The 24,713-nt window shown below is 38.6% G+C and carries 18 protein-coding genes; 5 read left to right on the forward strand and 13 right to left on the reverse strand.

Annotated features, from left to right (window positions below):
* Window positions 1-21: 21 nt before the first annotated feature.
* From DSZ37_RS09480 to DSZ37_RS09535, 12 genes are all read right to left on the reverse strand, one after another.
* Window positions 22-2,562 (reverse strand): dynamin family protein, encoded by a 2,541-nt coding sequence (locus DSZ37_RS09480; RefSeq protein ID WP_109726667.1) that lies wholly within the window; start codon window positions 2,560-2,562, stop codon window positions 22-24.
* Between the two features lie 69 nt (window positions 2,563-2,631).
* Window positions 2,632-4,302 (reverse strand): restriction endonuclease, encoded by a 1,671-nt coding sequence (locus tag DSZ37_RS09485; RefSeq protein ID WP_109726668.1) that lies wholly within the window; start codon window positions 4,300-4,302, stop codon window positions 2,632-2,634.
* A gap of 460 nt (window positions 4,303-4,762) precedes the next feature.
* Window positions 4,763-5,185, reverse strand: coding sequence for a hypothetical protein (locus DSZ37_RS09490; protein ID WP_109726669.1), 423 nt, complete (start codon window positions 5,183-5,185; stop codon window positions 4,763-4,765).
* 45 nt (window positions 5,186-5,230) lie between these two features.
* Entirely contained in the window at window positions 5,231-6,625 is a 1,395-nt protein-coding gene (locus tag DSZ37_RS09495; RefSeq protein ID WP_109726670.1) for a hypothetical protein, read from the reverse strand.
* An 18-nt stretch (window positions 6,626-6,643) separates the two neighbouring features.
* Complete coding sequence (locus tag DSZ37_RS09500; protein ID WP_109726671.1) at window positions 6,644-8,074, reverse strand: hypothetical protein; 1,431 nt, start codon at window positions 8,072-8,074, stop codon at window positions 6,644-6,646.
* A 2-nt stretch (window positions 8,075-8,076) separates the two neighbouring features.
* A complete protein-coding gene (locus DSZ37_RS09505) occupies window positions 8,077-8,616 on the reverse strand; it encodes a YqiA/YcfP family alpha/beta fold hydrolase (protein WP_181380291.1) in 540 nt (179 codons plus the stop codon).
* Window positions 8,603-9,070 (reverse strand): hypothetical protein, encoded by a 468-nt coding sequence (locus DSZ37_RS09510; RefSeq protein ID WP_109726673.1) that lies wholly within the window; start codon window positions 9,068-9,070, stop codon window positions 8,603-8,605. The genes DSZ37_RS09505 and DSZ37_RS09510 overlap by 14 nt, the downstream gene beginning before the upstream one ends.
* A 14-nt stretch (window positions 9,071-9,084) precedes the next feature.
* The gene (locus DSZ37_RS09515) at window positions 9,085-9,963 is read right to left on the reverse strand and encodes a hypothetical protein (protein ID WP_109726674.1); all 879 of its coding nucleotides are present in this window, start codon (window positions 9,961-9,963) and stop codon (window positions 9,085-9,087) included.
* 1 nt (window position 9,964) lies between these two features.
* Window positions 9,965-10,300 carry a hypothetical protein gene (locus tag DSZ37_RS09520; RefSeq protein ID WP_109726675.1) on the reverse strand — a complete coding sequence of 112 codons (336 nt, stop codon included), beginning with the start codon at window positions 10,298-10,300 and terminating at the stop codon, window positions 9,965-9,967.
* Entirely contained in the window at window positions 10,297-11,127 is an 831-nt protein-coding gene (locus tag DSZ37_RS09525; RefSeq protein WP_109726676.1) for a hypothetical protein, read from the reverse strand. The genes DSZ37_RS09520 and DSZ37_RS09525 overlap by 4 nt, the downstream gene beginning before the upstream one ends.
* Window positions 11,128-11,140: 13 nt before the next feature.
* On the reverse strand, window positions 11,141-11,542 hold the full coding sequence (locus DSZ37_RS09530; RefSeq protein WP_109726677.1) for a hypothetical protein: 402 nt from the start codon (window positions 11,540-11,542) through the stop codon (window positions 11,141-11,143).
* A gap of 9 nt (window positions 11,543-11,551) precedes the next feature.
* Window positions 11,552-13,519, reverse strand: coding sequence for an AAA family ATPase (locus DSZ37_RS09535; protein ID WP_109726678.1), 1,968 nt, complete (start codon window positions 13,517-13,519; stop codon window positions 11,552-11,554).
* A 205-nt stretch (window positions 13,520-13,724) separates the two neighbouring features.
* Between DSZ37_RS09535 and DSZ37_RS09540 the strand changes: the two genes are divergently transcribed.
* From DSZ37_RS09540 to DSZ37_RS09555, 4 genes are all read left to right on the forward strand, one after another.
* Entirely contained in the window at window positions 13,725-15,359 is a 1,635-nt protein-coding gene (locus tag DSZ37_RS09540) for an N-6 DNA methylase (protein ID WP_109726679.1), read from the forward strand.
* Between the two features lie 303 nt (window positions 15,360-15,662).
* Window positions 15,663-16,862: a DUF6361 family protein gene (locus DSZ37_RS09545; protein WP_109726680.1), complete on the forward strand. Its 1,200-nt coding sequence runs from the start codon at window positions 15,663-15,665 to the stop codon at window positions 16,860-16,862.
* Window positions 16,855-18,672 (forward strand): phospholipase D family protein, encoded by a 1,818-nt coding sequence (locus DSZ37_RS09550; protein WP_109726681.1) that lies wholly within the window; start codon window positions 16,855-16,857, stop codon window positions 18,670-18,672. The genes DSZ37_RS09545 and DSZ37_RS09550 overlap by 8 nt, the downstream gene beginning before the upstream one ends.
* Window positions 18,672-21,920 carry a DEAD/DEAH box helicase family protein gene (locus tag DSZ37_RS09555; RefSeq protein WP_109726682.1) on the forward strand — a complete coding sequence of 1,083 codons (3,249 nt, stop codon included), beginning with the start codon at window positions 18,672-18,674 and terminating at the stop codon, window positions 21,918-21,920. The genes DSZ37_RS09550 and DSZ37_RS09555 overlap by 1 nt, the downstream gene beginning before the upstream one ends.
* Before the next feature lie 66 nt (window positions 21,921-21,986).
* On the opposite strand, the gene DSZ37_RS09560 is transcribed toward DSZ37_RS09555, so the two are convergent.
* A complete protein-coding gene (locus tag DSZ37_RS09560; RefSeq protein WP_109726683.1) occupies window positions 21,987-23,297 on the reverse strand; it encodes an MATE family Na+-driven efflux transporter in 1,311 nt (436 codons plus the stop codon).
* A gap of 352 nt (window positions 23,298-23,649) precedes the next feature.
* Here DSZ37_RS09560 and DSZ37_RS09565 point away from each other — a divergent pair, with 352 nt between their 5' ends.
* Complete coding sequence (locus DSZ37_RS09565) at window positions 23,650-24,648, forward strand: serine hydrolase domain-containing protein (RefSeq protein WP_109726684.1); 999 nt, start codon at window positions 23,650-23,652, stop codon at window positions 24,646-24,648.
* The last annotated feature ends 65 nt before the right edge of the window (window positions 24,649-24,713 follow it).

A 24,713-nucleotide genomic window follows, 5' to 3' on the forward strand; every position in this document is an offset into this window, starting at 1 on the left:
CGTTCCCCCTGATAATAAATATTATTCTTCGTTTTCGGGATCTTTTATCTCACGTTCTTTCCATGACATCATGTCTTCAATATCATGTGTATACTGTGTCAGCCGCAATTGCCTTTTAGCCAGATCATTGATGCGCTTTTCATCGTCATTAATTCCAATTACAATCTCTTTTAATTTCGGATTGTATTTAGTTATGTTTTCTCTGATAACATTCATAAGATTATATGTCCATGACCTGAAACTTAAATCATGACTCTTCTGAAGCCTACGAGAAATGTTTTCTATACCCTCTTTCAACTCAGAATTGTAAGTCCTTGATAGTTTTCCAAGATTAAGTTTATTATTGTCAAAGAGCTTTACTCCAAATATACTAATAACATGGCGCTCAAATTCAGTTTTTATGAATATTTTATCTATCTGCTTGTCAAAACTAATAGAATCATAATTCATAATTACTTCTGTTAGTTCCTCACGCTTTTCATTTGAAAGAGCTTTGGAACCCGTTACAAGCTCAGCAAGGCACTGTTTCATTTCATTGCACTTGTTATTCCAATATTTAACAGATGAATTGTTGAGCAGAACCTGTGCATTGCTTATATTCTTATTAAAATCAGATTTTACTTCAGAAAGCAGGTCATCAGCAACAAGAATATTGATACTCTTCTGAGTTTCCTTAAGTTCCTTGCCTCTGTCTCTGGAATCCTTTATACTGCCAAGAAGCGTTGCGAAATCAGCCTTTGTAAGCTTCTTTGCTTCTTCTTTAACAGCTTTTTTAGAAACCTCAACATTAATATTTTGCTCATCAAAGGCAGTCTGTGATTTTCTAACTTTTGTTAGTTCATCTTCTCGTACTGCCAGTTTATCTTTCGATATCTTCTTTTCCGCATCATCTCTGGAAGTCTTCATATCAGGATAGTATTCTTCACAGAATCTTTTGAGAAGCTCATTTTCCTTACTCGTCAGCTCATCAAGCAAAGTTGCCTTATCCCGTTCAAGCTGATTTTCCATATTTTTCTTACGATTTTCACAAATGCGCTTTGTTTCTGCAATCTCCTCAGAAGTTATCTTAATAACCTTATCAAGAAAAAGCATGGACTGGTGGCACTTATTATACGGAGAATATATACCGGCAAACTGCTCTATCTGCTCTTCTATCCAGTATAAACCGCTGTTTGCATAAATAGTATTCTGCTGCTTTTCTGACTCCTCCAATGACTTTTTCTTTATCTGATCAGGCATAATATCATGGATATATAGCTGCTGATAGAAATCATCCTCAGGATCAAAAAACTCTTCATAAGACTTTTTATATATGCGCTTCAGGTGTTTTCCTATGAATTCACCATCATTCTTAGAGCCCAGTCCCATTATAGATGAAACGAAATACACACCACCCGCATAAAGATTCCTTGGCACAGTCTGATTAAGAATAATAACAGGATCAAACTGGCTCTTTTCAAGATTAGCGTCATCAGCTTTATTAACCACTATAAGCGTAAATCTGCTGTCCATTTCTCTCATGTTATTGATCTTATCGCAGAGAGACTGGTTATCCTTTGTATCAAGGGTTTTATATTCAGAGATATATATTGGCAGTCCGTTTGAAAGGTCCTCCATAGCTTTTCTGAGGACTTCGAAATGCTTTTCGTAATTTGTAGCAGAATTAGAACCCGGAGTATCAAAAATAACGAACTTGTTCTTTGACTGCCCGAATACGCCCTTACGATTAAAAGGTATCTTTATTTCAATAATATCTGACAAATCATCAAGAAGCTCTGCGTGTTCTCCGTCATTAAGCACTTCCAGAACCTTATTAACTCTGATTATTATGCTTTCATTCTCTGTTCCTTTAAGTGCATTCTGTATTTTATCAAATAAAGGATCTTCCTCTCCTGTGTTAAATGCAGGGATTCCCTTTTCTTCAAACACAAGCTTTATGGCCTTGCCTTTATACTCAAAGCCGATAGAAGCACGGTCATCATAACCTGACCACTCTATCTTATGTATCTTTGCAGTAAGCGACTCGTCTCCACTTGGAAGGATCTCATAGCCGATAAGCGCATTTATGAAAGTCGATTTACCCGAACTATAATTTCCGATTACACAGATCGGTATAGCTTCTTTTGAAACATCTGCAAATTGTCTTTTTTCCCTTTCGACCTTTTCACTGTCTTTCACGCTCTCAGAGATAAGAGGCTGCATCTGATCAAATATCGCCTTGACATCAGGAAGGATATCACGAGCATTGCGAAGATATCTCACAGAAGCAACAGGGCGCAATAATCCGCTATATGCTTCATCTTGGCATACTGATTCAAGTTCTTTGAACTCGTCATCAGTACCTTCAAACATAATCGTTATCTGCTCATTACCTGATCTGAATTCCTCAAAAATAACATCGACTATATTCTTGACCACAAACGGAAAGACACTTGTTTTGTACTTCTCATTCCAAAGATCGCTATTAGTGTCAATTTCTTCCCATGCTCCTGAATTAGCATTATATTTCTTATATGTAATGACATTCTCGTATGGATTACTAATAATTTTAACGCGTGCCATTTCTTTTCCCCCTTGTACTTTAAAAATATTAAGCCCTGATTAAGGGCTTAATATTCTCTGATATCCTGATCACTGCTTTTCTTTAAGAGCTTTTTTGGCTTCATTAATATCAATTCTGACATTGTACCCATGTTTTTCCATAAGGTATAATAAATTTGCACCGTTCATAAGAGTCAACGGCTTATCTTTAGCAAATTCGTAAGCATCATTACCGTAATGAGAAGTGGTAACCAATATTCCTTTAATAGCGCCTTCATTTACAACTGTGCCATAGAGGTCTCTTACAGCAGCAACTCCGACAACATTTGTATATCTTTTGGCTTGAATAACGATCTTTCCACCTCTTATCGGATCAGGATCAAATGCGACTGCATCGACACCGCCATCCCGGCTTGCCTGAGTTATTTTAACTTCTCCGCCCGTAGCATTGAACTCCTTTTCAAACAATTCACGGATAAGATTTTCAAAATCCTGCCATGGCATTGTCGCTATATTATCGCCTTCATCAAGATGATCAGCCACTTCATAGGAATCGATAAAGCGTTTGTCCTCTTTATTCATTTCCACAATTGGAGCAACCGGAGTAAGGTTAACAAGTGTTGCTGCAGAAACACCTTTCGAGCTCTTGAACCATGCTTTTGGATCTATTGTTTCAAGATTCAGCTTACAAAAATCTTCTTTCTTAGATGAAACCGATAGTATGCATGGTTCGATTGCGTTTCCGGTTGATTTATCAATTGTCCTAACTCGACCATTTAACACAACTGATTCAATACTAAGGTCACAAATTGAAAGATTGAAGCAGTAATTCAAGGTTTGCATAACGATCTGGTACACAACACTGTCATATTTCTTTTTCATATAAGCTTCAGGATAAAAAGATTCCTTGATTTCCTGCTTTGACTTTACATACGTAACCGCTTTTTTATTGGGAATATCCTCCTGAACAGGCAGGAACATTTCAACTATCAACTGATGTTCATCCGGGAAATACTGAACATCTACATCCTTATCATAATCAAACGGATACTTTATATCATTTAGGATCAACGAAAACAAGCCTTCAATAGCTTGATTATCGCCGTTTTTAACCGTTTCCTCGAATTCGTCAATTGATCTGTTATTCTCATCCTGATTATCATAGAAAGCCTTTTTGTCACTTTCCCATTTGTTAACCGCGCTTTCGTAATTACCCCTAAGATTATTATTTGATATATCTATCTGTCTGACTTCTTCCTCCCACTTCATATGATCCTTAATAAATACATTATTATTCTCCTGATTGAACGCATCAAGCTTGCTCTTGGATAGTTTAGCAAGCAGCGGCGGCTTCGGATTATATATAAGATCAGTACGCAGCGGTTCTCTGGGATACTGCCCATATATAGGCGGCTTAGGCTTTGCTGCAGTAAATTTTGTATGATCCTTTAACGAATCAAAATCGAACTGCACACTGTTTAATGAATCAACAAGGATCCTGTCCAGTTTTGCCTGAATATCATTAGCCTCATCAGTCATTTCTTCAGCATATTTTAAACCATATTCGTTAACCTGGATTTTTTGTTGACGGATCTCCTGCTTTTTCATTTGTTCCTGTTTTCTTTTCCACTGCTCATTCCATTGTGCTCTTAATGCATTAGCTTTCTGCTCTGCTTCCCAGCGCGTACTTCCTTTAACTATTCTATATTTGTTTAACCCACTATGTGAGACTTCTATTTGATATAGATTATTATATGTCATTGTTAACCTCCGATTTCTGGATATGAACGATAACTTTTTTACCACATGACATCTATGTACTAGCTTTGTCGCCGCGTATACCTTGTGGCGTATTCGATAAAATAATTATACATCATTTTGCATTTTGTGTCAATAATTACAAAACAACGACATTCGCACGTAAGAAAAATTTATATTTCGTTAACATTATTCCGACTATTTGTTCATTTTCAAAAGCAGTTTTTGATAAGAGTAGTGTTTAATTCAAATCAATATATTCAAAAAAGCACTGCTCGATGGCAGCAAAAACCTTAGCATCAAACCTTCGATTCTTATCCCCATCATTTCGCTTCCAGTAAATAAAAAGAATCAATCAAGATACTCCATCGCACTCAAAATATATGAACCTTGCAAGTGCTGTAATCCATAAAGAAAATTGAAGAATAAAAAATAGCCGCTTTTTATATGCGGCTATCTGTCATTAGTCATATTCAGGATCAAACAAAATAGAACGCAAATGAATAAAGAAATGCGCTACCCACCATTCATCGTCTTCTTTTACTCCGTATTCATTTATCATAAGCTCATGTACTTCAGCAGGTGCACGGAATATACCGTTTTCGGTCAGCAAATGATTCAAAAATGTTTCCTCATCAACAGAATTGCTTATCCTTTCAATAGTCTCCATAACACTTTCGTCAAGTGGTTCAGGGTCTTCATTCAGCAAACTGCCAATCCTTAATTCCACCTCATTATCCTTAGACAATTCAATTTCTAAATCTTTATCAGGATAATTCGTATAATATCGCAAAGTATCAGCAATATCATCAGACAGCTTAAACACGTATATCAAAGTGTGCGGTACATATCCCTTTCTACTGCATACAAATTTAACGTTTTCCATAAACATCCTCCTCATCTTAACAATATCAGTTATCGTCCATTGTTTTCACTTCTCTGAGTGATTCAGCAGCTTATGCAGTTCTTCATCCCAGTTGTTTCCACTATTTGCAATTTTCCGAAGTTCCGCGTATATCTTTGCCTCATCCTCGTTCCGAGTCTTGATCCACTTGCTTACTTCATCGAGTATTCTTTCATTCGCTGTAAGTTCGCTCTCAATCCGTTTAAGTTTGTAGAATGGTGAAAATGACTCCAATCCGTCGCAAATGCAACATAGCTCATCAAGAATAAGCTTGCTGTCCTGTATCCACAAACAGTATGGTGTGCGAACTCCGTCATCATCCCCACCGCTGTCATTTCCTGATACGATCACAACAGCATGACAGACTTCACGGAAAGGACGGCAGTCGATTGTTAAAATATCTCCCGATTTGAATGGTGCAGGAAGAACGAATGATGTGTGACAAAGCTGTTTAGGAACGTTTCCTTCGGTAAGATCAGCAGGATCATAAGCATTCCAGATATTCCCTTTTTCACTTACAAGATATACGCCTGTTTTGCAGTATTCTCCATTTCTCAGGTCAAAACGTTCTACAATATTCCAGCAATGATCGAACTCATCAGGTTCTTTTTCAGAGTATTTTTCCTTTATAGTATCGAGGACCTCTGAATATGTGCGATGTATTGTTACACGCTCACTTATATTTCGGATGCCATTCTCGTTGGCACGCATTTTCTCATGGAGCACAAACATTGAAACTGGCGATGTACTCAAATCATAAGAACCACAGCCGTCAGAGAACGAGTGAACAAATTTTAGTTTATGCAGAAGCTCTCTTTTCTTCTGGATCTCGAGCGGCGCATATATTATGATATCTTCAGGGTGATCAATTCGATTTTTAAGCCATTCTCTGTATTCCTCATTTTTTAACAACAGAAATATCTCATAATTCTTTGTAGTTTCACCTATTAACTGTTCAGCCTCTTTTTCTATCTCATCACTTATAGTTCTCAAAGGTATATAATATTCAATTTTATCGTTAAAAAGGCTGCCTCGCAGATTCCAGTATAAGCGCTCATTGGATCCGTATTCCTCTTCTTCTGCTTTTTTCTGATCATACCCGTATGTTTTAAGCCGCATGACGACATCAGTTGTCAGTTCAGTCAATCTTATATTTACTTCAATATGAATATCGAATTCATGAGAATACTCGTTTTCTCTGAAGTATTCTTTCCTTGAAACGCTGTTGATATTGTCATGGGTTTCATCAAAGATTTTTATGAATCCCAAGTATTTAAGGTCATGATTGATTGCGCCGAAAATATTACCTATTTCGTTCGCGTATTCAGTCCATCCTATTCTTTCAGTTCCGTCTTCTTCAAAGTAGTATCCGTTCCTGTTTCGCTCGTAGAATACCTCAATTTCTTTTGTGAGCTCTATCATTCAATTCACCTCCGGTTCTCATTTCTCTGCTAAAACTTCCCAAAGTTTTTTCTCTGCATCCTCTGGTTTATTTAGTTCTACCACCTTATATATTTCTCCGAGAAAATCCTCATTATTTCTGATCCTTTTACTGAGTTCTCCAAGAATTTTTTCGTCTTCAGAAAGCTCTCCTTCATAAAGCTCCATACTAAAAAACGGAGAGATACCAAAGAAATCAAATTCAAAAAATTCACACCAATTCAGTTCCACTCCTTCTCGTGTTTTACGCAGACAATATGGCGAGGAATTGTACTCGCCTTCGCTTTCCTCTATTATTAATACATGATAAGGTTCATTAAATGGGCGTCGATCTATCGCAACTATGTCACCGGACTTATATGGCGCAGGCAGGTCAAGCCCTACAAATCTTACAGAAGCCGGTCGTGAATGACCATACCAATCAAAAGTGACATTCTTGCATTTAACGTGCCATATATTGCCCTTTTCGCTAACAAGGAACTTAGCAACCTGGGCATAATTTCCGTCTTTAAGGTCGTATCGGTCTACTATATTCCAGCGATCAGCAAATTCATCTGGTTCTTCACCGTGGTACTTCTCAGCGATAGCATCTCTGACCTGTTGGAAGGTACGATGAGTCGTTATCCGGTTTTTAACTGGTTTATCCTTCTCATTTACACGATGATATTCGTTCAGAACATAAGCTGATACAGGTGAATTTTCCGAGATAAGTTTAAGTGCCGTTTCGTACTGGATCAAAGCCTCAAAGGTAAGATCAGGTGCTCTGTGTTTTTTTCTCCTTTCATCATTTTCTATATCTTTGAGAAGCTTCACCTTTTCACTTATATCTATCGGGGCACTAATTATAATATCATCATGATCTATATACCATCCCTTAAGTTCCATGAGCCATTTTCGGTAGGTTTCATTTTTTATGAAGTACAATGACTCTTTATTTCTGAATTCAATCAGCATTTTCTCAGCAGAATGTTCAATATGATCCAAGAAATCATCAAGTTCATAATCGTATGAAAGTTTACTGTCACATAAACCGCAGTTGAATCTCCGCACAGTGTTTCCTCTATGCTTTAAGGCCGCCTCTTTTTCATCATATCCAAGCTCCATAAGACGCTTTTTCGACGTATCATCTAGAATACTGATTTTTATCTGCACTTCCAATACAGCCTTTAGTTCATCAGTTATCTCGCTTTCGAGCATAAAAGAATTCACATTAGTTTTTCCGGGGGTAAAACAATAATCACTGTGTATACTCCGAAAGACATCAGTATCTATAATACCTGATAAACCCATTACAAAAATATCTAAATCATTTCTGTCATATTCATTGAGATCATATTTGCCGTCATTATTAGCATTATAAAAAAGCTCGATCTCTATTTTCTTCTTTTCAATTTGTATTGCGGTATCGTACTTTTCGTTTAATTCCATCATAATTATTCTCCTTTCCCTTCATACTCATTCAGATTTTTCAGTATCTCAAACAGCTCCTCTTTCAGATTTTTGATATTGCTGTGCGTTCCTTCTACCTGCCTGATATTCGGAGTTATAGCTTTGCACTTTTCAAAGTTTCCGGGGATAATAGTATCATTATCACTTATCAGGATATACGCCTTACTGTAAAAGCTGATATCTGAATTCTTCTTGTATTCTTCGAGAATGACCCTGCTCAGTTCGGAATTGACAATAACTCCTGTTTCAGCTGGAAAGAAACAGGGATTTGTAAGAATACACGGAATACCAAAGCTGACCGCAAGAGGAAGTGCATAAAATCCGCCGAGACTCTGACCGATCACAATGTTAATATGCTCATCTTCAATTTTTTTTGCAAGCTTTGCAAGCAACTCCTGAGGGCGTTCGTTCATAAAATCAAGAGACGGTGAAACTATATCTTCCTTTGGCATAAGCTTACACAGTGCACTATATGTACGATTATCTGATTTTCCCATAAAGCCGTGTAAATTAAGTATCCTCATTTTCAAGCTCCTTCCATACTCTGTAAAGCATAGCATACACATACTCATTATAGTCCGTCTCATCTGTCGGTGGGATTCCAAGCATTTCACGGGCAAATACTCCGACTGCACGGGAACGTGAAACACCTGCAAAGCAGTGTATAAGCAGCGTATCAACGTCCTCTGCGTGAGCTTTTATGAATTTAACGATAGCGATAGCCTGCGGAAATGAAATAAGTTTCAGTCCATGTTCAGGCTCCTCGATATCATCAAAATAAAGTGTCAGAACGTCCTTGCAGTACTTGTTTTTCTTGAATTCAAAGCCGAAACCGCCGCCGCAGGTGTCCTGTATGGAGATAGCTGCGTAGGTATCAGTCTTCTCAGGATATTCAGTAACACCGGGCTCACTGAAATGTCTCATTAAATAATGGAGAGCATTTCGCGCGGAAGTTACCAGTATTCTCGGCTTTTTCATGATGAGTGCTCCTTTCACTTTATCAGAGAATCAATATCTCTGTTGCTGTACATTTCGACAAAGTCAACAATTCGTATTTCTCCTTTAAAAAGACGGCTTATAGCTATAAGCGGTCTGTATTTCTCTGGGAGTTCTTCTTCGGAACATATCTCGGCTTTTAGCAGAGGAATATGCTCATGAACGAATGAACCTCCGCACGAATGCATTTTATCTTCATAATATCCAAGACAAAACAGACACATATCTATGTCATCGCTATGAATCATATACGGCGGAAGTGTTTCATGTCTTATTACATCAGCTACAACTGCATAGTCATCGCCGCATCTCACTATATCGCCTTTTTCATATAAATGAGGCAGCTCTGCATAAGCATTCTCTATTTGCAGTTCTTCCTCTGCACGTCCTAATATGAATATGTTCAATATCCCTATTTTTGGATCGAATGTGATAACCTTCCTGTCATAAAGCGGAATATTCATTTTTTGTTTAATTATCGTAAATGACTCATCATCCGATAGTCTTTTCGTTACATTAAAAACATCATCAAGAGTTGACCATGTCGCTCTGTCAATCGCGTATGTTTCAGTTGCTAATACATAAACAGTGTTTTCATCAGCTATTTCTATATCTTTCAGAAGCATTTCTTTATAACTGATATACCCCTTTAAGGCCTCTCGAAAATTGTCAGCGCAGCTATTATATACACCCTTTTTGAATTCTTCGGCTGAGTATGCATCATATCTTTCCTGCAAGGCTTCAAGCTTATCTTCAAGAGTCCTGTTATAGCACTGAGCGATAAGAATACACTCTATAGCGGGCTCAAGCTGCTTTCTGCTCAGGTGTTGGCGGAGTGTTTTCGATTCAATAAAGTCAAGAACATTATTCTTCATATTATTCCTCCCTATCAAGATAACAGTGATAATGCTCGCTGTGATCGTATTTTATGACAGGCACATTATCGAGTTCAAAGGCTTTACATATCTCGGAGACATATTCGCTTCCGATATGCAGGCTCATGTATATAACAGCCTTTCCTTTTGCAGTTATTTCCACACGTCCTCTCGGATAATAGTCAAATCCGGCTTTACTTCCACAGGGACGTAAATGCTCCCACAGCTTTTTGTGATTATAGGTGTTGCCGGATTTAGCGATACCCTCACTGATGCTGCCGTCAAAGGGATAGCAATACAGCTTACCGTCAATGAGCCAGAAAACTCCTCTTTTCATTTCTCATGCACCTCTATAAGCTTGCCTCTGTAATATTCAAGATCCTGATATGCGTGACAGCAATCGTGATAAACTTTACCATCTGGATCGATCCAATAGCCAAATGCGGTCATATCAGAGGAATCGCCGTACTCTTTTCTGTGTTTTATGTGTTTTTCGTCTTTGTTCCAATGATCTATGAACGTAAGGAGCATCGGAATATTGCTCCATATAGCTGATAAGGCGATGTCCTTTACAGGCATATACAGCAGATCACCTTTCTCAAACGGAGTCGGAATGAATATCCATATATCCTCCAGAAAGCAGACAGCATCGTTGTATTCTTCGTCTCTTACATCTATTTCCCCTATTTCGTGCTCCCTATTCAGATAACACTTGACTGTGTTTTGGGTGTCTGTTTCTGCCATACGGATTATTATCAATTCATTTTCAGCATTATCCTCTGCCGCTTTCTTTGCCCTTTCAAACGTTGAAAACACCTGATCATTTCGGCGTTCATCTTTAGTTTCGGCGTTAAACAGTGAATATGTATAGACCGTTTTTTCATTTCCGCGGCTGATCTTATCAAGCATTGCAGCTTCAAGCTTTATCTTTTCACTCAGGGAGTGAAAAAGCGAAAGATCATCAAGTTTGAATGAGAGCTTTTCGGGCAGCTTCATATCAGGCATAGTCTCCATAAGCTTGCAAAAGGCTGAATGTTTCTCCTTTATGCTCAGTCTGTAGCATCTGCTGATAACAAAGGATGCTTCAATAGAGTTAAACTGATGATCCAGTTTGCGGCAATGAGCCTCTACGTCCTTTGAATTTAGGAAACTGTAAACATCCATAACGTGCTCCTCCCTATTCATATCTAATGACTGTAACTTCTTTCCCCATTCTTCTCATGTCCTGGATATTTGCCGATGTTCCCATAGTTTTGCCGTCCCACAGCATCAATCCTCGGTCTGAGTCTTCAGCCATGACAATATCTTTCTGCCTGTAGAATTCAAAACCCGAAAGTCCTTCTGCATTGATATGCTTCTCAATAAAGCCGCCTATATTGTTTCTGGTCCTTTCACCGCTGACATACACAGAAACTTTTCTGTATCCCTTATCATAAAGATACTGCTGCATGAGCTTGTCCGCTCCGAAGCAGTCACCTATCAGGAACTCCGCCCCCATATCGCACAGTGTATCAAGCGAGGTTTTCACTTCATCTTTAAGATAAGTAATAGTTTTTGAGCCGCCGGCAAATACATTCATGTTATCACCTTAAAATCCGATCCTATTTGTATTCTTCACATCGCGCAGTTCAGGCATTATAAAATCATCAGCTATAAGCGTAGTCAGTTCATAGTCGCTTATCAAATTAGCAGGCTTTAAAGAAAGACGCTCAGCAAGGCTCATGACAGCCTGCTCCATCAGGTTTCTCACAAATCTGCCATTGCCGAAATCCTCGCTTTTAACTGCTTTAGCTAATATACTTTTCACCTTTTCCTCAGCATCTTCGGATAATCTCATGCTTTTTTCCTCTGTCATAAGGCAAAGTATCTGATATAGTTCATCTTCATTGTAATCAGGGAAATCGACGTGAAAAGCTATCCGACTTCGCAAACCCGGGTTCTTTTTCATGAATTCTTCCATTTTATCAGGGTATCCTGCAAAAACAACTATAGTATCCTCTCTGTGATTCTCCATTTCCTGAACAATGGTATTTATAGCTTCATCACCGTAGAGACCGTCCTTGTCTTCAACAAGAGAATATGCCTCATCAATAAACAGGATAGAGCCTTTAGCTTCGCGAAAAGCCTCTCTTACCTTAGGAGCAGTCTGACCTACATACATCGCGACAAGATCTGCACGTCCGACCTCAACAAGATCGCCGCTTTCGATAATCCCATTATCCTTGAATATCTTAGCTGCCAGACGAGCAACTGTTGTTTTGGCAGTACCGGGATTACCGGTAAATATCATGCTCCGCGCAGGCATATTAATATAAAGCCCTCTTTCCTTGTACATATCGAGGAGCTTAAAGAATGCCACCGTTTTATGTATTACCCTCTTCACGCTTTCAAGACCTATCATTTTATTGAGTTCATCAGCGGCGCGACCTTCAATGCAGGGCTCTTTCTTCTCGGTTTTACTGATATTAAAGTAAGCAGGGTAAATAGCAGACCTCAGATATTCCGAATAGTAATCACTAAATATCTGATCAATATCGCTGGCGTAATACTTATCCGATCCCGAATCCAGACGATCAAGAAGCTCGCTTTTATCGGATATACCCTTTTCATCCGCAAGTTTACAGATGTACTCCCGGCTCTTTTCCCTGGGCATAAGGGACTCTTCAAAGGTGATAAGCGAGAGCTTATCATTAAGCGCTGATGCTATTTTATTAGCCGCGATCGTGTCATGACGTCTTATCTGGAATAATGTCAGAACTTTATCCTTGTATTTAACAGCATTTTTGAAAATGATCTCTGTCAGTTCTTCTTTAGAATGAGCATAATTAGAAGAAGTTTTTTCCTGATCTATAGAATAGATTATAGTTCCGCCGAACATATTCTCATACATAGACTCTATATCTTCCATGTGATATCTGTTCATCCTGTTTATCGTCATCACTCGCTGAGACTCCAGCCTTTTGGCGTTAAAAAGGCAGCCGATCAAGGCATTTGCAACATTATTAAAAGACACATCATTGGAATCCTGAATGACGTAATGGACCGGATGTCCGATAAACTTGTCTGTATGGGACTGCTCTATTCGGTCCGTCTCCCTGCATAATTCAGATATGTATCGTCTCCCGGCCATTTCTCTTAATTCAGCAGGCGTGATCGGTGCTACAATGCGTTCTTCGCACCAACTCAGGGAAAAAGTATCAAGCTGCATAAATTCTTCGATATCATCATGATTATCCACTTCAGATCTGTATCTTGAGTAAACGATCTTTTTAACCTTATCAGCTGAAATCTCTTTAAATTCGGACATTTCGCCGTCAATTTCAAGGGATTTCCAGAATCGCTCTCCTTCCGCAAGCAGCTCATCATCATATCCGTTACCGCTCAGAACGAATTTGCAAGTGCCTTTATTCAAAGAACTTATATACACATTGAATTCGTTTTGTTCATCACAGTAATTGATGCACTTGTCAGAGACAGCTTCGCACACCATTTTGCCTTCTTTGGAATACGCATCAAACGCAGTTTTCAATTTGACAGTGAACTCAAAATATCTCATACAGCTCCCCTTCTTTCATTTTTCTTGGTTATATATAACCAGACGTCCTCTTTAATTTGATTATAGCAGCTGTTTTTCACTTTGTCAAGCCTTATTTCATATATTTCAATCATTTAATATTCACACTTGATATTGACAATCCAATCATCATTTGATATACTATGAATAATGATACTACTTATCAAGCTAAAGGAGGACTTGTATCATGACCAAGGAAGAGCTGAAAAAACTTAGCGAAATAGATCTGATAAGAATAAAATATGCCCTCATGTCCGCGATTGATGATGCTCCATGGGAATGGATATATCCGATAGCGTACATTATAGCTAAAACAGAAGGCAAAGAAACCAAAGATTTCCGTTCCTTTATTGATGAATATCAGATAGAAATGCAGCTTTATCATATCCTTGCTCCTGTCAGGGACAAATGGGATACAGTAAATGAGCTTTCAAAGACCTGTTCCCCTGATGCGTGCAAAGCCTTGCTGTTATTTGACGATTCATTTTCACAGACAGAACGTCTGGGTGAGACTCCATCGGGATTAGCTGTTCTCGCTGCAAAACTCATGAACATATCATCAGGGAAAAAGGTCGCAGATCTGTGTGCAGGCACGATCCCTTTTATACGCGATTGTAAAGCGCTCGGAATAGACTGCGATTTCCTTGGCAGCGAAATAAAAACATCTATTTATAATCTCGCCGCTCTGCGTGCCGATATTCTCGGAAATATCACTGTCACTCACGAGGATTCTCTTAAACTTAGCGGGAAATACGATTATGTATTCTGTCACAGTGTTTTTGGCGTGAAATGGAAATACTATTACCCTGACTGCGGTCATCTTGCTTCCGCAGACTGGCTTTTTGCTCAGAAATGCATTGAGCTTCTCGATAACGGCGGTAAAGCAGTTTGTATAATGACAAATGGAAGTACATGGAATCAGTGCGACCTGAAAATGCGCGAGAAATTCATAAGATCAGGTTTTATCGAAACTATCGTCGCACTGCCTGCAAAAATATACAGCAACACTGCTATTTCAAGCGCACTTATGGTCCTGAGCAAGGGGAACAAAGAGGTCAATCTCATTGACGCTTCCAATATATTCACATCCTCTCGCAGAACAAATCTGCTTCTTGAAGACAATATCGCTGAGATACTGAAGGCTGTCGGCACAACAAGTCCCATAAGCTGCATAGTATCAAACGAAGAAATAGCTGCCAATGATTATGAGCTCTATCCTGAAAACTATACAAAGAAAAAGCCTGATATTGCGAATGCTGTGCAGTTTTCAGAGCTCATTACCCGCATTACAAGAGGAGCACAGATAAAGGCAATCGAGCTTGACGAACTCGTTTGCGAAACCAAAACTAACACAAGACTGCTTATGCTCTCTGATATGAGCAAGGGTATCATTTCCGAAAAGCTTCCGTATCTCAGCAAACTTGAAAAGCGTTATGAAAAATACTGTGCAAACGACGGGAATATTATTCTTTCCAAGAACGGCTATCCGGTAAAAACAGCAGTTACAAGCATTTCCGGCAAGGAAAAGGTTCTCGTCAACGGTAATCTGTATATAATCGAGCTTGACAGATCAAAGGTCGAACCATATTACCTCAAAGCCTACTTTGACAGCGACAAGGGACAGGCTCAGCTCAAAAGTATCTGCGTGGGAGTTTCACTGCTGAACATCCCCGTTGAAGCACTGAAAAAAATGCAGATACCTATGCGTGCTATGTCTGAGCAAAAGAAAATAGCCGATAAGTACCTGAAAAAGCAGCAGGAAGTCATAGAGCTGCAGAAACAGCTTGAAGCTGCGGAGCAGGAATTGAAGAAAATCTTTTGAGCCGGTTATTCCTCTTTAATTTGTGATAAACAGAACTAAGAAATCCCCTCCGATCGGAGGGGATTTTTCAAAACCATTATTAGTATACAAACAGACATATTTACTCCCTAAGTTTATCAAATAAGAATCGATATTATTCCACGTTACACACAGCATAATATACAAGCAAATAGATTCTTGTTTGTTCAAATCTCCAAAATGAATATGCAGCGTTATTATTAACAAAATCACCTTGAAGCTGTTTGGTAAATAGTGTTACAATTAAAGAATAGGAACCTGTTTTTTCAATTTAGGAGTGATATTATGCAATTAGGTTGGATTGATTTTTCAAATACAGATCGCAGCAAAGTGCTGAGTATTCTGGACTTACTTGTTCCGCAAGGGACTTTGGATGAGCTTGGTATCTCACCGATTCGCGATGGTTTCGCAAACATATTTTTTCCCGGTACATCTACTATCCAGACGAGAGCAAAGTATTTCTTTATAGTCCCTTATGCCATGAGGAAGTTAGAAAAAAACGGCAATCTTAATAATTCCGCATTCAAGAAGGAGCTTGAAGAAAGCGAAAAGCAATGTGGATATAAATTTCTTGAAAACAATGCAAATGAAGAAGGCGTTATAGGCAAACGTTCATTAAATGCCGGGCACTGGGTCAAACGCTCTCCGTCCGACATTTACTGGGCAGGATTGCGTAGATATGGAATCTTTACAGGCGGGAAAATGTCAAGAGATGAATACATAAGTGCAACAAGTCACCAACGCTTATCAAAGAATTTCATACGTTCGCTTGGAAATGCAAATGATATTTCTGATGATAAAGATCACGATGACGATCATCCTGATGATCTCTCATACAACAGCTTCTGGAATATCCCCACTTACAAAGAAAAATGTTTTGATACACTGTCGATGGAGCTTACACAAGATGAGTCTACATTTTTGAAACAGCAAATTATCAAAAGCTGCCCTGACAGTATGATTGGATACATATTAAATCATGATATAAAGGAATTTGTTGCGCTGGATAGTTTTTTCGATATAGATTCGATTATCAGCTCATTTCCTACAAGTATGCAGGATGATTATTATCTTGCAGCGAAGTTTTCTGAATTCGTTTATGTTGCGAGAGTACTGTTCAATATTATTATTGATGAACACAATTCAGATGCATTTAATGAATTAGAACTCTTATCCCCTAACCTTTCAGATATTGCAGAAGTTGACCTTGAAGCTATATATAAACTATTAAAAATACAAGATATTAGTCTTGTTTCCTTCCTGAACACACTAAAGGCATATATGCACCATAGTAATACCGAAAAGATGAAAGAGCTTATAATAAAACGAGAGGTATCATTAAAAGGCGATAATCGCGCTAAAACTACTCATCCGGGCGAACTCGAACAAGGCTGGTACGGTGGAGGATATCTAGATTACCGCTTCTATATTGCAAGACGCATAATAAAGGATATATTTGATGGTGAGGTGACTGCAAATGCTTGAACCTAATAAGGACCGTGTAGATTATGGTGAACTTCTTTCATGCCCTGAGAATTATAAGCTTGATTTTGCTATAGGAACAACATATTCCCTGGATCTTGATGCACTTGTAGGAATATCTCTGGCGTTGGGACTTGGTGCCGAAACAGACAGTGATCTTGTACATAATCCTGTATGTCTGCTTGAAGCTCTGAGACTTACAGGCGATAATATCGCTTTATTCTGCGAAGGCGGACAGATACATCTCCCCAGCAAACCGTCTCCACTGTATATACTCCTTGAGCAGATGGTATATCAGATAATAACTGAAAAAGTTAAGGGCTTGTCTCATTATCCTTCATTTCATCCCAAATTCTGGCTTCTGAGATTTCTTCATTGTAAAACAGGAGCTGTCAAATACAGAATAGCTGTTATGAGCAGAAATCTTACATTTGATCAAAGCTGGGATGTAACATTTTCTATGGAAGGAGAAAAAAGCAGCAAACGAAGTTCCCAAAACAGCCCTGTCTGCGACTTTTTAAAATATCTCCTTATTAATTTCCCTGATAGTGATATGACCAATAATAAACGAAAGAAGATCGAAGCTATTATAAAAGAGCTTCCATACATCGCTTTTGATCTACAATCCAAAGAATTCAATGACTTTGAATTTATACCTGTTGGCATTCCAAAGGGTAAGAACAGCAAATATGATATTACTGCTTCACAGTACTCGCTATTCAATGAACGTTTTGACGAGCTCCTTGTTATTACACCTTTCCTCAGCAAAAGAGTTATAAGACAGCTTAATGATAATGCCTCCTGTGATCATAATAGTAATATACTCATAACACGCGCTGATTCCCTTGCAAAGCTTTCAGATGATGATTGCAGTAATTTCTCAATATATACTCTTAGAGACGAAGTTATAGACGGAGAATCGGTAATATCTGAAGAAAGTGACACCGTAACTGCCAAACATGATATTCATGCTAAACTGTATATGACTCGAAAAGGCAGTAGTTCAGAACTGTACCTTGGATCGCTTAACGCCTCTCAAAATGCTTTGTATGGTAATATTGAATTTATGATAAAGCTATCCAGCAAAAATCGTTATCTGAATCTCGATAAAATGAAGGAAGCTTTATTCAACGTTTCAGATGGTGAAAATCCATTCATAGAGGTATATCCTCCGGAAGGCGCAAAAGAAGAAGAATCTCCTAAGCTTGATAAATACATAAAAGAACTGTGCAGATGTCCGCATCATGCCATAGCTGAAGAAACCGGCGAAAGATACAGGCTAACAGTGTCTTTTGAATCTTTGCCGCATTCCCCTGAAGATATTGCTATAGAAATATCGCCTTTATTATCAAAGAAAACTGCGGTGCTGTCGAAAGAGGTCATTTTCGAGGATATAGAGCTTACAAAGCTTTCCGAATTCTATAAAGTTAAGGTCAGCAATACAGATGAAAGCGTTTGCAGAGTGATCAAGATCGACACAGAAGGAATACCGGAAGACCGCGAGAGAAAAATAGTTGCTGATGTAATAAACAACAAGGAAGCATTTTATCGATATATCGCATTTCTTCTTGGTGATAACTATGTTTCAAGCTCTCTCGAAATCGAAAACATGGATCTTAGCGGCACTGCATCAGGAGATAACCGAAAGCCGGTCATGCTTCCGTCGCTTTATGAAAAAATGCTGAAAACAGCAGCAATATCACCTGAAAAATTAAAGGAAATAGGATACCTGATAGACTCTATCGCAGAGGACAATGTTATTCCAGAATTTGAAAAGCTTTATAGCACATTCAAAAAGGCGGTGAAACTGTAATGAGAAATATTGCTAATGAACTTGAAAGCATTGAATCAAATGTAATGTCCGGACTAAAGGATTTTCAGAAAGCAACTGTCGAAAGAATAGATGATCTATATAGAAAAGGGCAGAATCGTATTCTTGTTTCAGACGAAGTCGGCTTAGGCAAAACGCTTATAGCCAGAGGAACTATCGCTAAATTTGCAAAGTTACGAAAAGAAGAAGGCGATGATCTCGTTAAGGTTGTATATATATGCTCAAATGGGACTATTGCAGATCAGAACCTACGCAAACTTCGTATCGCCACTGAAATAACAACAGACGATACAAGTTCATCCCGTCTTTCAATGCAGCATTTAAAGATATTTGAACAAGAAAGTGATCCTGACCTTCATCAGAGGTATATACAACTGATACCTCTTACTCCGGATACTTCCTTTCGCATGACTTCAGGTTGCGGTACTGTTTCGGAACGTGCTCTTATGTTTGCTATTCTGCGACATATTCCCGAATTAAAAAGCTATACTCCCGAGCTTGATGAATTAATGGCTAATCGTGCTTATTCTGCATGGGATAACTGGTGCAGAGAATACTACATACAACAAGTTGAGAAATGCGATAAACAGTCAAAAAGAAAATATCTGAAGTATATGAAAGAAAAAGTCGGCACAGAAATGAAGATCATAAGAGAAAATGATCGTTCATACCTTGACGAATTAAAGAATGAGCTAAAACGCATCAGAAAAGGCGAGGATTACAATAAACACATCATTGGAAAACTCAGGCATATGTTCGCAGAGATAAGCATTGAAAAACTCAAACCCGATCTGGTCATAATGGACGAATTTCAGCGTTTCAAATACCTTATAAGTTCAGATGAAGAAACAGAAATCTCAATGCTTGCTAAAAAATTCTTTAATTCAAGTAATAATGAACTCCGTATTCTGCTCCTTTCAGCTACCCCATATAAAATGTATTCTACAATAGAAGAAATAGATGAAAAGCAAGTTGATGAGCATTATCACGAGTTCTTCAATGTAATAAAATTCCTATGCAATGATACCGGAAGTTCTTTTGATGATTTTCAGACAATCTGGAAGGATTATTCCGTTAAGCTCAAAGAGCTTGTCAAGGGTGACACAGCCATACTTCAGGTCAAGAAGAATGCAGAAAACGCATTGTATGAACGAATCTGCCGTACTGAGCGCCTCTCTGAACATCAAAGTGCTGATATGATAGATGATTCTGATGTTAAAGTACCTTTAGATGTCAATGAAGCTGATATCAAATCATATCTCCAAATTCAGGAGCTGCTGAGCTCAATTGATGAAACATACAGTACACCTGTCGATTTTGTAAAATCTGCTCCATATCTTATGTCATTTATGAATGACTATAAGCTGAAGAAAGTTATTGAAAAGCACTTCAAACAGAATCCTGATGAAGTTTCTAAAATGAAACGCGAAACGTTCTGGTTGAATAAGAGAACGATCGATAAATTTGATAAGATCCCTAATAACAACGCAAGGCTTGACCGTATCATGGATAAGGTATTCAGCTGCAATGCTGAACTTCTGTTATGGGTACCGCCTTCTCTGCCATATTATCCACCTGACGGAGTATTCAAAAATACAGAAAACTTCTCTAAAACACTTATATTCTCATCATGGGAAATGGTGCCACGTATGCTCTCAACGCTCTTATCCTACGAAGCCGAGAGAAAAACTACAGGAAAAATTGCTAAACAGAACCCTGAGCGTGAAGCAAAGTATTTCTTATCAGGCAATAAGCGCTATCCTATGGCTCGCTTGAATTTTGCCGTGCGTGAAAAGAAACCCACTGCTATGACTCTGTTCTGCCTTATATATCCATCAGAGTTCTTAGCTAACTGCTATGAGCCTATGTACTGTCTGCGCCACAATATGACACTGAAACAGATCGAAGAATCAATTAAAGAGAAGATATCGAAGAAACTGGGCAAGTTGAAAGGTAGTTCAGACGGAAGAGCCGACGCTCGCTGGTATTATATGGCACCGTTATTGATGGATGATTTTAAATACGTAAATCGTTGGCTTGAATGCGAAGAATGGGCTGCCAAAGATAATAAGAAAAAGGGCGATGATGAAACAAGCGGAAGTGCATATTTGAAACATATCTCAGAATACAAACGTCTATATTATGACCTATATTATCCGCCGCATAATGAAAAGCTTGGAAAAATGCCTGATGACCTTATTGAAATCCTTACTGAAATGGCTATAGCATCGCCTGCTGTTTGCGCTTATCGCACATACAAACAGTATTACAATAGAACCAAAGATATAGACAGTTCTCTTCCAAGCGAAATTGCAAGGCAGTTTATCAACAGGATGAATACTCCTGAATCAACAGCAGTTATCATGCTATCAACCGGAAAAAAGTCAGATGATGCACATTGGGAGAATGTACTGACATATTGTAAAGATGGAAACTTCCAGGCAATGTTCGATGAATATGTACATCTTATGAGCAATAACTTTGAAAAAGGAAATGTCAATGTTGAAGAATTACACAAGATAGTACTTGATTCAATGATAGTCAGAACAGCTTCTTATTCAGTTGATACTTATGATAGCTTTGTCAATTATGTAAGAACAGGAAAAAATAAAGACATTAAGCTGAGAACTCATTTTGCTGTTTCTTTCACTAAAGGCGAAGGTGATAAGAGTGATCATGATCGTAAAAAAAGCGTAAGAAATGCGTTTAATTCGCCATTCCGTCCATTTGTACTTGCTTCTACCTCGATAGGTCAGGAAGGTCTTGACTTTCATAATTACTGCCGCAGGATAGTTCACTGGAATCTCCCCTCAAATCCTATAGATATTGAGCAAAGAGAAGGAAGGATCAATCGCTTTGAATGTCTTGCCATCAGACAAAATATCGCTAAAAGGTATAGTGATATTCGCTTCAACAAAGATGTTTGGAACGAAATGTTCAAAAAAGCTTGTTCTGAAGAAAAGGCCGCCAACGGTTCTGATCTGATACCATTCTGGGGACTGAAAAGCACAGAAGATATGGTGAAAATCGAACGAATTGTACCTATGTATCCTTTCAGCAGAGATCAGAATACTTATGAAAGGCTTATAAAAATTCTTTCTCTTTACAGACTTGCTCTCGGACAACCACGACAGGAGGAATTATTGGAGTATCTTATTAAGGGGGATATACTGTCGGATGATGAGATCAATCAGCTCTTTATCAACCTTAGTCCATTCTACAGAGAATAAGTCGACAAGCAAACGTAATAAAACAGAAAAAGTGCCGCCTCAAAAGGCGGCACAGTTAATTTCAGATCATGCTCTGATATTCTCTTTTTTAAGAAAATGGCGATACGCAAGATATGATACCACTGTATCAAAGGCATTTCCACAGCCGAACATTAGAGCAATACCAATAAGCGTAGGCTTCCATATTCCACAGAGGTAAAGAATGAAGAACGCTCCGTAATAAACACTGTTGGTCACTACAGACTCGAAAAGCATATAGTTGGTCTTTCCCCTGCCGTAGAATGTTGCGTCGAATACATTCTGGAATGCGTACAGAACATAGAATACGAACAATACCATTACAAGCCTGAACAGTTTATCTACGTCGCTATATCCGAGAATATGCTGCATAAACGGCTTATACAGTGGAATTGTTATCACCCATATCAGACAGGTTATAGTGGTTATCGTAAAATAGCCAAGCGTATTATTCTTTACAGCATTTTTGTCCTTGGCAGTCTCTTGCTTTATAAGCTCCCCAAGCTGAGTTATGGGCAGCAGCATCCATCCCCAGATAAAGTTATTTGCTACCCAGTATGTACCTTGCTCTCCGACCATATTCACCATACGCGAGACCATAAGCATATAAGCTATGTTTCTCACAAAGGATTCAAGTCCTGAGATACCGCCAATTTTGAGGAAGTCCTTCATCCACGTAAAGGACAGATTTCCCTTCTTGAACAGAGGATAGCCGCATCTGCTAATGAGTACAGCAGCTATGATGAACAAGATAAGATTTGAGATTATGTTGGAAATACCTATGCCGTTAACACCGCAATTCAGCGATACAGGCAGCGTTGAAACAAGTAATGTATCAAGGAGCAGGCTGAGCATAAGCTTTGCAGCGGTTATTGCGTAGACCAGCTTATCCTTTCCTATGGTAATAAGAGCTACGCTGATGAAGCTATACAGTATGCCAAAGATATTTGCTACACATTCTATCCTGATATAGCTTGCGGACTCCGATAATATATCAGGTGATACTGCCATGAATCTCAGCAGCGGATTAACAAATATCATCACAAGAACGGAGCAAACCGTATATATTCCCAGTGATACGAGCAGTCCGCTTCGTATCCTGTTGGAGTACTCCTTTTTATCCGAAACAGCCTGCCCCATAAAAAAGTACAGCGGCAGGACTATTGCCTCGTTTATGACCTCATACAGCAGGTTTACCCACGAAAGCTGTCCTGCTATTGAGTAGGACCAATCTCCGGGAAGCTGTCCGAGGAAAAAGGTTCGCAGCGTTGTGTACAGCGTCGGGCAAAGTCCCATTATAAGCAAAGCAAGGAACATTCTTCCATTAATATTCTTAAGTGATCTCTTTATTCTGTCCATTATTCTCCCCCACTTGTGTGAAAACATATTTTCTTCATTATATCATGAGAATATGTATTTTTCAATCACTTATTTGCTCACAGTTGTTCAGATTAGAATTACTTCTCGTGTCAATTACTGCATTAATTTAGAATCTATTCGTGTAATAATCCGCGAATAATATTAAAGATATCAGCAGATATCTACACGAATAATTCTTGTACAAGCATTTATCCTCCATATGATGATTCATGTATTAGGTTCACCCTTGTTTAGAAAAAAGTATTGACAATTAAAAATGATATTGCTACAATAAAGATACTGTATGAAACTTCGATCGAATGTACAGACTCTAATTATGCGGAGGTATATTATGACCAAAGACGAACTTCATAGATATATTGAGGAAAGCAAGGGCAATGAGAGCAACATCTGCCAGATCTGCGCTTACAAAGAAGGCAAAATGGTCTACAGCGACACATGGCATGATTACAAGAAAAACGACTGCGTACATATAATGTCCGCTACAAAAAGCATTATGTCGCTGCTTATAGGTATTGCCCTTGATAAAGGAAAGATAGGAAGTATTGATGACAAAGTTCTGGACTATTTCCCTGATTATAAAGTCAAACGCGGCGAAAAGACCATATACGATGTTACTATCAAGCATCTGCTGACAATGAGAGCCCCATATAAAGGCAAGGGTGATCCGTGGTCAAAGGTGTGTTCAAGTGATAACTGGACATACGCTTCACTTGACTTTCTCGGTGGAAGGAACGGGCTGACAGACGAGTTCAACTATAAGACGGTGTGCCTGCATATCCTTACTGGAATACTATACAAGGCAACAAATATAAAGACTGTTGATTACGCTAACAAGTATCTTTTTGAACCGCTGGGAATCAAAACGCACACAAACTATTATGCTGAAACAGCTGAAGAACATAAGCAGTTTACGATAGAGAAAACTCCTAAAGAAAACGTCTGGTTCAGCGATACAGACGGTCTTGGAACTCCCGGATACGGACTTTGTATGTCGGCTGAGGATATGGCTAAGATAGGGCAGCTTTGCCTGAACAAAGGCGTTTATAACGGAAAGCGAATAATCTCAGCAAGTTGGATAGAAGAAATGACTTGTCCCAGAGCTATTGAAAATCAGAACTGGCAGGACATGGAATATGGCTATCTGTGGTGGATATTGAACCGTGAAAAGAATATATACGCTGCTCTCGGGAACAGCGGAAACGTAATTTATATCAATCCCGAAAAGAATATCGTTTTTGCGGTAGCGTCCTATTTCAAGCCTACTGTAATGGACAGAGCTGATTTCATAAGAAAATACATCGAACCATTTGTATGCGAGTTGACTTAAAAAACTCTTGTCCCTCATTTCATTCAACTTGACTATGAGAGCGATTTCACGTATAATAATAATCA

This window comes from Ruminococcus flavefaciens (assembly GCF_900116855.1).
GTDB lineage: Bacteria > Bacillota > Clostridia > Oscillospirales > Ruminococcaceae > Ruminococcus > Ruminococcus flavefaciens_R.